Source organism: Kitasatospora sp. NPDC088783, from assembly GCF_044750705.1.
Taxonomy (GTDB): domain Bacteria; phylum Actinomycetota; class Actinomycetes; order Streptomycetales; family Streptomycetaceae; genus Kitasatospora; species Kitasatospora fiedleri.
This window is the reverse complement of record NZ_JBIVKJ010000005.1, coordinates 108014-120170: the sequence shown is the minus strand read 5'-3', so window position 1 is coordinate 120170 and position 12157 is coordinate 108014. Positions and strand designations below refer to the sequence as shown.

Below are 12157 nucleotides of genomic sequence, written 5' to 3'. Positions count from 1 at the left end.
TCCACTCTCCCCGGGGCCGCCGGGCGCCTCAACTACCCGCCAGGTAGGTGCCCCCGGGTAGGTGCCCCCGGCCGGGAGTTCAGGAGGAGGGGGGCGGGCCGGTGAGGGCGTTCAGGTGGGCGGCGGTGCGGTCGTCGGCCGGGAAGAAGCTCTCGATGAGCAGTTCGGAGATGGTCACGTCCCGGGCGGTGCCGAAGGTGGCGAGGGTGGCGATGAAGGTCAGCACCCGGTCGCCGCAGCGCAGTTCGAGCGGGACCATGATGTCGTCCGGGCCGGGGACGTCGACCTCGGGCACCGGCTGGTCGCACGGGTAGCCCTGGAGTTCCTCGTACAGCGGGCGGAGCCGTTCGTCGAGCGCCGCGCAGCGGGCGAGCCGGGTGAGCAGTTTGCCGCGCCACTGGCCGAGGTTGACCATCCGGGGGGCCATCCCGTCGGGGTGCAGGACCAGCCGCAGGGCGTTCACCGGCGGTTCCAGCAGATGGGCGGCGACGCCCTCGGTGAACAGGTCGAACGCGGCGTTGGAGGCGACGATGTCCCACCGGCCGTCGACCGCCAGGGCCGGGTAGGGGTGGTGGCCGCGCAGCACCCGCCGCACCGCCTCCAGGACCGGCCGCATCGCCGGGTCGTCGAGCGGCTTCTCCCGGAACACGGGCGCGTACCCGGCCGCCATCAGCAGCGCGTTGCGCTCCCGCAGCGGCACCTCCAGGTGCTCGGCCAGCCGCAGCACCATCTCGCGGCTGGGCTGCGCGCGTCCGGTCTCCACGAAGCCGACGTGCCGCGCCGAGACGCCCGCCAGGTTGGCCAGTTCCAGCTGGCTGACCCGCCTGCGCCGCCGCCACTGCGCCAGCAGCGGCCCCACCCGGGCCGGTTCCTCCGTGCGCACCGCCATCGGAGCTCCCCCTTCGTCCGCCCCCAATCTACGTCACGCCCCCGGGCCACCGGGCCCGTCCCGCACGCCGTCCCGCACGCCGTCCAGCGCCCCGGCGCGGCGGGCGGCCCCGCTCACCGCAGCGCGCGTTCCGGGGCGCCCCGGTGGTCGGAGACCCGGCGGTACGCCCGCTGGACCTCCGCCCCGACCCCGCCGTGAAGGAACCGCTACCGCACTGGTGCGATATCCCGCCGGGGCGGGGCCGGGTACGGAGGCCGGACGCGGCGGCCGGTCCGGCCCCGGGCTCGGCGTCGGACACGGTGCCGGACGCGGCGTCAGATGTCGCGGAAGACCTCGATCTGCGCGCCGACCGAGTTGAGGCGGGCGGCCAGGTCCTCGTAGCCGCGGTTGATCACGTAGACGTTGCGCAGGATGGACGTGCCCTCGGCGGCCAGCATGGCGAGCAGCAGGACCATCGCGGGGCGGAGCGCGGGCGGGCACATCATCTCGGCGGCGCGCCAGCGGGTGGGGCCCTCGACCAGGACCCGGTGCGGGTCCATGAGTTGGACGCTGGCGCCGACCCGGCCGAGTTCGGTGAGGTAGACCGAGCGGTTCTCGTACACCCAGTCGTGGACCAGGGTGGAGCCGTGCGCGCAGGCGGCGATCGCGGCGAAGAACGGCAGGTTGTCGATGTTGATGCCGGGGAACGGCATCGGGTGGATCTTGTCGATCGGCGCGACCAGCTTGGAGGGGCGCACGGTCAGGTCGGTGAGCCGGGTGCGGCCGTTGGCGGCCGGGTACTCGGGGCCGCGCTCGCACTCCAGGCCCATCTCGTCGAGGACGGCGAGTTCGATCTCGATGAACTCGATCGGCACCCGGCGGATGGTCAGTTCGGAGTCGGTGACGACGGCGGCGGTGAGCAGGCTCATCGCCTCCACCGGGTCCTCGGAGGGGGCGTAGTCGACGTCGGCGTCGATGACGGCCTTGCCGTGCACGGTGAGCGTGGTGGTGCCGATGCCCTCGACCTCGACGCCGAGCAGTTCCAGGAAGAAGCACAGGTCCTGGACCATGTAGTTGGCGCTGGCGTTGCGGATGACGGTGGTGCCGGGGTGGCGGGCGGCGGCCAGCAGCACGTTCTCGGTGACGGTGTCGCCGCGTTCGGTGAGCACGATGGGGCGCTGCGGGGAGACGCCGCGGTCGACACTGGCCCGGTAGCTGCCGGTGGTGGCGTTGACGTGCAGTCCGAACTGGCGCAGCGCCGACAGGTGCGGCTGGACGGTGCGGGTGCCGAGGTCGCAGCCGCCCGCGTAGGGGATCTCGAAGCGGTCGGCGCGGTGCAGCAGCGGGCCGAGGAACATCAGGATGCTGCGGGTGCGCCGGGCGGCCTCCTCGTCCATGCCGGAGAGGTCGAGTTCGGCGGGCGGGGTGATCTCCAGGTCGAGGCCGTCGTTGATCCACCGGTGGCGCACGCCGATGCTGGCGAGGACCTCCAGCAGGCGGTAGACCTCCTCGATCCGGGCGGCGCGGCGCAGGGTGGTGCGGCCGGTGGTCAGCAGGGAGCCGGCGAGGAGGGCGACGCAGGCGTTCTTGCTGGTGCGGACCTCGATGCTGCCGGAGAGGCGGCGTCCGCCGACCACCCGGAGGTTCATCGGGCCGGCCACGCCGAGCGAGACGATCTCGCTGTCGAGCGCCTCGCCGATCCGGGCGACCAGGTCCAGGCCGATGTTCTGGCCGCCCGATTCGATCCGGGCCACCGCGCTCTGGGTGGTGCCGAGGGCCGCGGCCAGTTGGGTCTGCGTCCAGCCCTTGTGGGTACGGGCGGCGCGGACGAGCTTGCCGATGCGGGAGAGGTAGTCTTCGGTCACTGCGCGAACATATCTCACCTGTGCGATATTTCGCATCTCGGCCGCCTGACCCCGGGTCAGCCGCCGAACCGTCCGCCGAACCGCCCGGCGAGACCGGGCCGACCCGACGGCACGGCTCGGACTCCCGTGCCGACGGCGGCGGTTGGGACGGCGTGCCGGTCGACCTGATCCGGCACGCCGAACCGTCCGCCGCTCACCGCCTGCCCGTTTCCCGGACGGCCATGCCCGCACCGGCCCCGAGTCGGACGCCCGCCCCTCAGACTCCCGCCGACTCCCCCGCGTCCGCGTCCGCGTCTGCGCTCTCGCCCTCACCCGCGCCCGTGAACATGGCGATCAGGCCGTGCGGGGAGGTCGGACCGAGCATCAGCTCGTGCAGGACGGCGGCGTCGGCGGCCTCGGCGGCGCTGCGCGCGAACATCTCCGCCTCGTGCGCGGCGAGCGCCGTCTCGGGGTCGCCGGGGTGCGCGGCGAGCAGCTGCCCGAGCCGGGCGGCGTCGTACATGGCGAGGTTGGCGCCCTCGCCGGACGGGATCATCAGGTGCGCGGCGTCGCCGATCAGGGTGACGCCGGGGACGCGCTCCCAGCGGTGGTCGGCGGGCAGGGTGTGCAGCGGGCGCAGCACGGGCGGGGTGGCGCCCTCGGTGATCAGGGCGGTGAGTTCGGGCGCCCAGCCGGGGAACTCGGCGGCGATCCGGGCGCTGGCGGCGGCCGGGTCGGTGAAGTCGACGGCGGCGAACCACTCCAGCGGACGGCGCAGCGCCACGTAGGTGTGCAGGACGCCGCCGGCCTCGCGGTGGGCCTGGATGCCCTGGCCGGGGACGAGTGCGAACATCGCGCCGCCGCCGACGGCCCGGGCGGTGGCGGGGTGGGCGGTGTCGGCGTCGTGCAGGTAGGTCTCGACGAAGGACGTCCCGGTGTAGGCGGGCCGGGCGTCGGAGAGCAGCGGGCGGACCTTCGACCAGGCGCCGTCCGCGCCGACCAACAGGTCGGTGGTGACGGCGCCGCCGTCGGCGAACTCCACCCGGTGGCGGCCGCCGCCGAGCGCCCGGACGTCCACGACCTTGCGGTCCCAGTGCACGGTGCCGGCGGGCAGCGCGGAGAGCAGCAGGTCGCGCAGGTCGCCGCGCTGGACCTCGGGGCGCTGGCCGGTGCCGTCGTCGGGCTGGTCGAGCAGCACGCCGCCGTCGGGGGTCAGGGCCCGGGCGGCCTCCCGTCCGGGCAGTACGAGGGCGCGGAACTGCTCGGTCAACCCGGCTGCGGCGAGGGCGGGTTGGCCGTTGTCGGGGTGGATGTCGAGCATGCCGCCCTGGGCCCGGGCGGTGGGCGAGGTCTCGGCCTCGTACACCTCGGCGGGGATGCCGTGGACGTGCAGGACGCGGGCCAGCAGCAGGCCGCCGAGGCCGGCTCCGACGATGGTGACGGGGGTGTGGGCGGGGGTGTTCACGGCTGCCTCCCGGCGGGGTCGAATGGACTGGAACGCCATTCCATTGTTGGAACGTCGTTCCAGATATGTCAAACTCGACCCATGCCCAGCCCGACCCCGCGCTCCCCCCGCCGTACCGCCCGCCGCAGCGACGCGCTCTCCCGCGAGCGCATCGTGGAGACCGCCGTCGAGGTGCTGGACGCGGCGGGCGAGGGCGGGCTGACCTTCCGCGTGCTGACCGAGCGGCTGGTCACCGGCGCGGGCGCGATCTACTGGCACGTCGCCAACAAGGACGAACTGCTGGCCGCCGCGACGGAGGCGGTGGTGGCCCGCGCCCTCCCGCTCGCCCCGGACGACCCGGCCACCCCCGACGGCCCCGCCGCACCGGACGTCGCGGACGGCCCGGCCGCCCCCGACGGCCCGGCTGCTCCGGACGGCCCCGACGCCGACCGGCCGCGGGAGGGCGTCCACGCCGTCGCGCTGCGCCTGTTCGAGGCCGCCGAGGCGCACCCCTGGCTCTCCGCCCAGATCGCCGCCCAGCTGGCCGGGCGGCCTGGCGGCACCGTCGGCCCGCGGATCTTCGAGGCGCTGGGCCGCCACGTCCGGGCGATGGGCGTGCCCGTCGAGGGCTGGTTCACCGCCGCCTCGGCCCTGATGCACTACATCCTCGGCGCCACCGCGCTGAACGCCGCCAACACCGCCGCCGCCCACGCCCTCGACCCCGGCGTCGACCGCCCCCGGGTGCTCGCCGACGCCGCCAACGCCTGGCAGGGCCTCGACCCCGCCGCCTACTCCTTCACCCGCACCGTCGCCGACCAGCTGCGCGAGCACGACGACCGCGAGCAGTTCCGCTCCGGCCTCGACCTGGTCCTGGCCGGCATCGCCGCCGCCCACCCGCCGACGGCCACCGCCTGACCTCTCAACGCCCTCCGCGCACCCGGCGGGTCCGGCGCACCCGGCGGGCCCGCAGGTGCTCGCGGGCCAGCAGCCGCAGCAGGGCGGGCTTGGCGGGGCTCGCGGAGCGGCGCAGCAGGGCGTCGAGGTCGGCCCGGGCCGCGGTGGCGGTGAGCTGCTCGACGCCGACGAGGCAGCGGACCATCGGCCGGTGGGCGGGCGGCACCAGGTCGACGAGCGCACCGCTCGCGGCGCGGTCGCGGTCGGCCCGGTCCAGCAGCGCACCGAGCAGGGCCCGGACCGGCCCGGTCGCGGCGCCGCCCGTCAGGTCGGCGCGGGTGACGCCGTACTCGGCCAGGGTCTGCCGCGGGAGGGTGAGGCGGCCGTCGGCGAGGTCCTCGGCGAGGTCGTTGACGAAGTCGAGCCGCTGGCTGGAGTCGATGAACGTCCGGCAGGCGGCGCGGTAGGCGGTCTGGTCGCCGTCCGGGCCGAGCAGCGCGGCGACGACCATGAAGCCGGGCAGCGAGTACCCGTCCAGGTAGGACTGGTAGTCGGCCTCGGTGGCGAAGCCCGCGAAGTCGAGGTCGGCGTCCGCGGCGGCGAGGAAGTCCCGCACCCGTGCGCGCAGCACGGGCCGGGCCTCGGCGCTGTCGAGCAGCGGCCGCAGCTCCGGCCGGTCGGTGCGGCCGGTGTCGAGCGCCGCGGTGACCTCCTCGCGCCAGCGGGTGGACGCGGCCCGGCGGGTGGCGGGCGGCCCGCTGTCCAGCAGGTCGTCGGTGCGGTGCATGAACGCGGTCGCGACGATCACGTGCGGCAGCGTCCCGGGCGGCAGCAGCAGCCCGGCGGCCAGCGCCACCTCCCGCTTGTACGCCACCACCTGCTCGCGCTCCCGCCCGTACGCCGCCCGCAGCGCGGGCTCCCGCACCCCCGCCGCGTCCAGTGCCCGCTCCCAGCCGCCCACCCGTCCCACCCTCCACTCGCACCGCCCGCCCCTGACCTGCCATCCTGCCAACCCCGGCCGTCCCACCGGACGGTGGGGCGGCCCCAGCCGGAGCGCGGTCTCCTCGCGGGGCGTCGGGCCGGCGTCCGGCAGGGCCCGGTGCCGTCGGGCCGGGCACGTCGGAGGGGTCCTCGTCGATCTGCCGTCAGGAGGGCGGCGCGGCCTCGGCGGGCGGGGCCGCGGTGGGCGGCCCGGGCGCGGCGGGCGGGGCCGGGGGTGCGGGTTCGGCCGGGGGTGCGGGTTCGGCCGGGGTGCCCGGGTCGGGGCGGACGGCGCCCAGGATCGGGAGCATGGTGACGGGGGCGAGTTTGACCACGGTGCCGGTGTGCGGGGCGTGGACGACGGCTCCGGCGCCCAGGTAGAGCGCGACGTGGCCGGCGTCGCCGTGGTAGACGACCAGGTCGCCGGGGCGCAGGTCGCGCAGGGCGATGTGGCGCAGGGCGGCCCACTGCTGCTGGCTGGTGCGCGGGATCGGGACGCCGGCGGCCTGCCAGGCCTGCGAGGTGAGGCCGGAGCAGTCGAACGCGTCGGGGCCCGCGCCGCCCCACAGGTAGGGCTTGCCGCGCTGGGCGAGGGCGAACTCGACGGCCCGGCGTCCGGCCGCGGACGCCCCGCCGCCGGGGCCCGCGGTGAGGAGTTGGCGGTCCGCGTCGGCGGCGAGGGCGTTCTCGCGCTGTTCCAGCAGGCCGAGTTGCTCGGCGGTGGCGGCGGCCAGCAGCTGTTCGGTGCGGGCGGCGCCCTGCCGGGCCTGGTCCAGGGCCCGTTGGGCCCGGTCGGCGGCGGCGGACGCCGACTGCTCGGCCTGCGCGGCCTGTTCGGAGAGCAGCACCATCCGGTTGCGGGCCTCGCGCAGGTCGCGCAGCACGGCCGCGGCGCTGCGGGTGTCGGACGCGGCGCGCTGCTGCCGGTCGAGGAAGTCCTCGGGCCGGTCGGCGAGGAACAGCCGGGCCAGCGAGCCGAGTCCGCCGCTGCGGTACTGCTCGGCGACCAGCCGGGCGGCCTCCGTCTCGGCCTCGGTGAGCCGTCCGCGCTGCCGGTCGGCCTGCCGGGCGGCGTCCGCCGAGTCCTTCCGGCGCTGCGCCAACTCCCCGGCGGCGGCGGTGTACTGCTGTTCGGCGGCCTCGGCGGCGTGCCGGGCCTCGGCGACGTCCGCGGCCAGCCGGTCGAGCGGCCGGTCCGCCCCGGTGGCCGCTCCGGCCTGGTCGGCGCCGGGCGGTGGGGGTGCGGGGTCGGCGGCGGCCGGGACCGCCGGGACGAACAGGAGCGCTGCCAGCAGCAGGGCCGCGGCCCGCCAGGATCGGGGTGTGGCACGGGACACCGGTGTCCACCGTCCTCGGTCTGATGATCGGAACCACGGTCACTCTGGCACCCGGCCCCGCCCGCCCCGGGGATCTCGCACCCGGGGCCGGGCACGCTCACCCGCGCGGCCCAGCCCCACCCGCACCACCCGTCCCCCGCATGTCCGCCGCTCAGCGGGGTAGCCGACGACCGCCACGGACGGCGGTCGGCCGTCCGGCGCGAGAGGGGACGTGGACCATGACGCAGAAGATCCTGAGCGGCTACGACGGCTCCCCGCAGTCCCGGGCCGCGGTGGAGTGGGCGGCGGCGGAGGCCGTGCGGCGCGAGGCGGAACTGACTCTGCTCCGGGTCTGGCACTGGCTCGGCACCGCCGGGCCGGAGGGCCCGGACGCCGCCCCGCTCCAGCAGGCCGAGCACGACGACCTGGAGACCCTGGCGGCGGACCTGCTGGCCGCCCACCCGGAGCTTTCGGTGTGCACCCAGGCCGCCGCCGGCGACCCCACCGACGCGCTGCTCGAACTCGCCGCCGGCTACGACCTGGTGGTGCTCGGCTCGCACGGCCCGGGCGCCCTGGCCGACATGCTGGGCACCTCGGTGGCCCTCTCGGTCGCCGCCCGGGCCGCCTGCCCGGTGGTCCTGGTCCGGGAGCACCCCGCCGAGGAGAACGCCCTGCAGCCGGTCGGGGACCCGCGTGCGGCGGTGGCCGCGCGCACGGACGCGGACGTACCGGTCGAGCCGGACGCGCGGATGGAGGCCGAGGTGCTGGCGGAGGCCGAGACGCTGACGGCCGCGAGCGCGGGCACGACCGCGCCCGGGCCCGCGACGACGGCCACCGCCACGCTTCCGACGGCCACGGCCACGGCGACGGCCGTGGACACCGACACCGACACCCTCACCGCGGTGGAGGCGCCCGCGATGCCGGGCTCGGGTGCCGCGGTGGACACTCCCACGAGGCTGGGCGGGGCCACGGCCCGGCCGGAGATCGTGGTGGCCCTGGCGGGCGATTCCTCGCTGCCCGCCGTGGAGTTCGCCCTCGCCGAGGCGGCCCGCTCGGGCGCCGTGGTGCGGGCGGTGCACGGCTGGGAGATGGTCCCGCTCTGGGCGGGGGCGCCCGGCTGGCTGCCGCCGGACCCGGACCCGGACCACCGGAGCGCGCAGATCGAGGCCGACCTGACCCGGGCGCTGGCCGGTGCCGCCGCCGCCCACCCGGAGGTCGAACTGCGTGTCGAGGCCCGCCTCGGGGGCGCCGTCGGCGCGGTGGTCGCCGCCGCCGAGCACGCCGACCTGGTGGTGGTCGGCCGCCGCCCGCACCTGCTCGGCAGCGACCTGGGCGCGGTGGCCCACGCGGCCGTCCAGCACAGCACCGCCCCGGTGGCCCTCGTCCCGCACGCCTGACCGGCCCCGCGTCCGCACGGCGGGGGCGGGCGGCGGGCCCTTCGGCCCGCCGCCCGCCCTTCGTTCGACCTGCCGCTACGGGTAGGCGACCACGTTGACCGGGACGGTCCCGTCGGGGGTGACGCCTCCGGTGTCGTTGATGACGTGGGAGATCGTGCCCTGGTGCCCGAGGGAGACCGTCAGCACGTCGTGGAACTTCACGCCCGCCGTGTTCGGCACCTCGAACGCGTGGTAGGCGTTCACCGCCGGGTTGACGTTGAAGTAGCAGTAGCTGCCCAGCCCCCACGCCTCGTGGCTGGTGACGCCGTTGCCGACCTTGTAGGCGGCGTAGCCGTTCACGCCGGTCGGCGACACCCAGGCGGCCTGGTTGGGCACGTCGTAGGGCATCTCGTTCTGGAAGAAGATCGTCTTCCCGTTCTGGCCGTTCCAGGTGACCTCGTACTTCTGGTAGTGCTCGACGAACAGGCCGGTGGCCAGCACGTTGTTGCCGTTGACGATCAGACCGTTGTCGGCGGTGTTGACGTTCCAGCCGAAGGTGCCGGCCTTGCCGTGGTCGGCGCGCCAGGCCCAGATGTGGTCGATGATCGTGTGGTTGCTGTTGACGATCAGGCTGGTGGTCGCCTTGCCCGCGATCTCGCCGCCGATCCGGAAGAAGACGTCCTGGATGGTGGTCGGGTCGGCGGCGTGGTTGGCCGAGGAGCCGCTCGGGCCGACGGTCAGCAGGGCGGCCGAGTTGGTGGTGCCGGCGTCGAAGAGCAGGCCCTTGAGCCGGACGCCGTCGACGTCGGCGACCTGCATCGCGTTGACGCCGTTGTCGGGGACGAAGGTCGGGTAGCCGATGCCGAGGACCACGGTGTCGGCCCTGGTCACGTTCAGGGTCTGGTTGAGGTGGTAGACCCCGGGGGTGACGAACAGGTTGCAGCCCTGGGAGAGCGCGTTGTTGATGGTCGCGGCGGTGTCGCCGGCCTTGACCACGTAGAACCGGCTCATCGGCAGCGAGCTGCCCGGGGTGCTGCCGGACGCCCAGCTCGGGCCGGTGGCGTTGGTGCGCAGGCTCGGCAGGAACACCCGGTACTTGCCGGAGCCGTCGACGTACAGGTAGGGCACGTCACGGGAGACCGGGGTGGTGGCGAGGGTGGTCTCGGGCGGGTTGGGGAAGGTGTTGGCCGGGGCGCCCTGGACGCCGGAGAAGACCATGTTCCACACGCCGCCGTCCCAGCTGCCGAGGCTGCTGTCGCGGGTGTACCACTGCTGCTGCGAGATCGAGGCGGCCTGGCCGCTGACCTTGGTGTCGGCGACGTAGCCGCCGCTCGCCCAGCCGTAACTGGCCGGGTAGAGCGCCAGGTTGCCGCGCACGTCGATCCGCCGGAACGGGGCGGCCTGGGCGACCGCCCAGCGGTCGGTGCCGCCGCCGGGGTTGATGGCCAGGTTCTCGGCGGAGCGCCAGAAGTTCTGGGTGGCGTTGCCCGCGTCCGAGGCGTTGAAGGCGTCCACCGTGATGTTGCCGTTGATGGTGACGTCGCCGGGGTTCTGGCCCAGGCCCGCCACCGAGGTGTAGAAGCCGACGTTGTCGTTGACGTTGTAGGTGCCGGGCTTGAACAGGTCGGCGACCCGGTTCTCGGAGAACTGGGCGCTCTGGGTGTCCTTCATCTGGTTGAAGTGGGCGTCCAGTTGGGCCTGGATGGTGGCGCTGGACATGCTCGGGTCGTAGACGTGCACGTTGGGCCCGAAGTTCGGGGTGTCGGACTGGGCCGGGCAGGTCCCGCCGGTGCCGCCGGTGGGGCTGCTGCTGGGACTGGCGCTGGCGGTGGGGCTGGGGCTGGGGCTGCTCGCGCCGCCGCCCACGGTGAAGGTGAAGTGCGGGCTGTCGTACTGCGGGCCGCTCTTCTCGTAGGTGAACCAGTACTCCAGGGCGTTGCCCGTGGTGAGCGAGCCGACGGTCCAGCTCCAGGTGCCCGCGCTGTTGGCCATCCGGACGTTCTGCTGGTTGGCGCCGTTGACCAGGTAGTGGACGTCCACGTAGAGCGCGGGCGTGGCCGGGGTGAAGACGATCTTGACCTGCGAGGCGTTCAGCTGGGTGGCGCTCTGGGTGTAGTCGCCCGCGGCGGAGGCGGGGCCGGCGGTGGCGGCCAGGCCGAACAGGGCCGCGAGGGTGAGCGCCACCGCGGCGAGCAGCGCGAGCACCCGGGGGCGGGCGGGCTGCCGGGGGTGGGGGTGGGAGAGGGCGGTCGTCCTTCGCATGGGGGTCCTCTCGTCCGGCTTCGTGAAGTGAACGCCGGGCCGAAGTGGGAGAAGGGGTGGTTTCGCCTTTCTGCTGAACCCGACCGGTTGAGAGCGCTCTCTGGGTTCGTACGGAAGTGTTGAGGGGGTGACGACCCACCGTCAAGTGGCGTGCAGGATTCACCTCTTGAACGGACGGGAACGGCCCCCGGAGCACCGACGGGCGGCCCGGTGCGGCTCGCCGGGCGCGGCTCGCCCCGACCCGGCCCGGCCCGCTCCGCCTCGGCCCGCTCAGCGGGCGAGCGGGGAGCCGACCCGGTGCAGCGTGCCCTCCGGGTCGACGTAGCCGAACTCGCGCAGCCCGTACGGGGTGTCGGCCGGCTCGGTCAGCCGTCCCGGCGGTGCCGCCGCCGCCCACTCGGCGTGCAGCGCGTCCGCGTCCGACACGTACAGGTAGACCACCGCGCCGGTGCGCAGCGGGTCGTGCTCCGGCCACTCGGTCAGGTGGAGCTCCACCGCGCCGCGCGAGACGAAGCCGTACCCGGAACCGTCCCGGTACGGCTCGGTGGTGAACCCGAGGCGGCCGTAGCGCTCCAGGGCGGCGGCCAGGTCGCGGACCGGGACCACCGGGGCGACCCGCTCGAACGCGACGGGGCCGGACGGTGCGGACACGGGTTCCTCCGGGGGGCGGGCTACTCGGCCGCGGGCAGCAGGAAGTCGTAGTAGCCGGGGCGGGCGACCAGGGCGGCCTGGAAGTGGAGCGGTTCGCCGTCGGTGTCCAGCGGGACGTCGTGCCCGGCGGTGCGGGTGAGGCCGAGCGGCAGGTCGGTCACGTAGGCGTGCTGGACCTTGTCGATGACGGTGTGCCCGGCGGCGCGCAGCTCGTCGAGCAACTGCCGGGCAGGGACGGCGAAGACGTCGGTGCCGCCGAGCCGGACGGTGATCCGCTCCGGGCCGGGGCGCGGGGCCCAGACCTCGGCGGCGGTGAGGGTGCGGCCGTCCTCCAGGTGGAAGACGATCTCGAACTGCTCGTGCAGGGCGGTGACCTTCATGTAGGCGAACCGCCCGGCGAGGCCCTCGTCCTTGACCCTGACCCGGCCGAGCGCGGCGGCGGCGGTCTCGAGGTCCTCGGCGGCCATCCCGAGCGGGAAGCCGGTGATGCCCCGGGCCGGTTCGAGGTCGATGTCCATGCC

10 protein-coding genes are annotated in these 12157 nt (G+C 75.2%); 2 read left to right on the top strand and 8 right to left on the bottom strand.

The features are described 5' to 3' along the window. Positions 1 to 79 precede the first annotated feature (79 nt). From ACIP60_RS16380 to ACIP60_RS16370, 3 genes are all read right to left on the bottom strand, one after another. Positions 80 to 889, bottom strand: coding sequence for a helix-turn-helix domain-containing protein (locus ACIP60_RS16380; protein WP_400684476.1), 810 nt, complete (start codon positions 887 to 889; stop codon positions 80 to 82). A 314-nt stretch (positions 890 to 1203) separates the two neighbouring features. Beyond that, positions 1204 to 2733 (bottom strand): UDP-N-acetylglucosamine 1-carboxyvinyltransferase, encoded by a 1530-nt coding sequence (locus ACIP60_RS16375; RefSeq protein WP_400684473.1) that lies wholly within the window; start codon positions 2731 to 2733, stop codon positions 1204 to 1206. Positions 2734 to 2989: 256 nt separating this feature from the next. Beyond that, a complete protein-coding gene (locus tag ACIP60_RS16370) occupies positions 2990 to 4216 on the bottom strand; it encodes an FAD-dependent oxidoreductase (RefSeq protein ID WP_400684471.1) in 1227 nt (408 codons plus the stop codon). 42 nt (positions 4217 to 4258) lie between these two features. Between ACIP60_RS16370 and ACIP60_RS16365 the strand changes: the two genes are divergently transcribed. Beyond that, the gene (locus ACIP60_RS16365; protein WP_400684468.1) at positions 4259 to 5071 is read left to right on the top strand and encodes a TetR/AcrR family transcriptional regulator C-terminal domain-containing protein; all 813 of its coding nucleotides are present in this window, start codon (positions 4259 to 4261) and stop codon (positions 5069 to 5071) included. Positions 5072 to 5075: 4 nt separating this feature from the next. Here the strand turns inward: ACIP60_RS16365 and ACIP60_RS16360 are convergent, their stop codons facing one another. Both ACIP60_RS16360 and ACIP60_RS16355 read right to left on the bottom strand, forming a co-directional pair. Next, on the bottom strand, positions 5076 to 6011 hold the full coding sequence (locus ACIP60_RS16360) for a squalene/phytoene synthase family protein (protein ID WP_400684465.1): 936 nt from the start codon (positions 6009 to 6011) through the stop codon (positions 5076 to 5078). Positions 6012 to 6195: 184 nt separating this feature from the next. Next, positions 6196 to 7368, bottom strand: a complete 1173-nt coding sequence (locus tag ACIP60_RS16355; RefSeq protein ID WP_400684462.1) for an NlpC/P60 family protein — start codon at positions 7366 to 7368, stop codon at positions 6196 to 6198. Between the two features lie 218 nt (positions 7369 to 7586). On the opposite strand from ACIP60_RS16355, the gene ACIP60_RS16350 reads away from it, so the two are divergent. Next, on the top strand, positions 7587 to 8744 hold the full coding sequence (locus ACIP60_RS16350) for a universal stress protein (RefSeq protein WP_400684460.1): 1158 nt from the start codon (positions 7587 to 7589) through the stop codon (positions 8742 to 8744). A 75-nt stretch (positions 8745 to 8819) separates the two neighbouring features. Here the strand turns inward: ACIP60_RS16350 and ACIP60_RS16345 are convergent, their stop codons facing one another. The 3 genes from ACIP60_RS16345 to ACIP60_RS16335 all read right to left on the bottom strand — a co-directional run bounded on the left by ACIP60_RS16345 (position 8820) and on the right by ACIP60_RS16335 (position 12154). Beyond that, positions 8820 to 10985 carry a hypothetical protein gene (locus ACIP60_RS16345; RefSeq protein ID WP_400684457.1) on the bottom strand — a complete coding sequence of 722 codons (2166 nt, stop codon included), beginning with the start codon at positions 10983 to 10985 and terminating at the stop codon, positions 8820 to 8822. A 270-nt stretch (positions 10986 to 11255) separates the two neighbouring features. After that, positions 11256 to 11636 carry a bleomycin resistance protein gene (locus ACIP60_RS16340; RefSeq protein WP_400684455.1) on the bottom strand — a complete coding sequence of 127 codons (381 nt, stop codon included), beginning with the start codon at positions 11634 to 11636 and terminating at the stop codon, positions 11256 to 11258. 20 nt (positions 11637 to 11656) lie between these two features. Next, entirely contained in the window at positions 11657 to 12154 is a 498-nt protein-coding gene (locus ACIP60_RS16335) for a hypothetical protein (RefSeq protein ID WP_400684452.1), read from the bottom strand. Between the last annotated feature and the right edge of the window lie 3 nt (positions 12155 to 12157).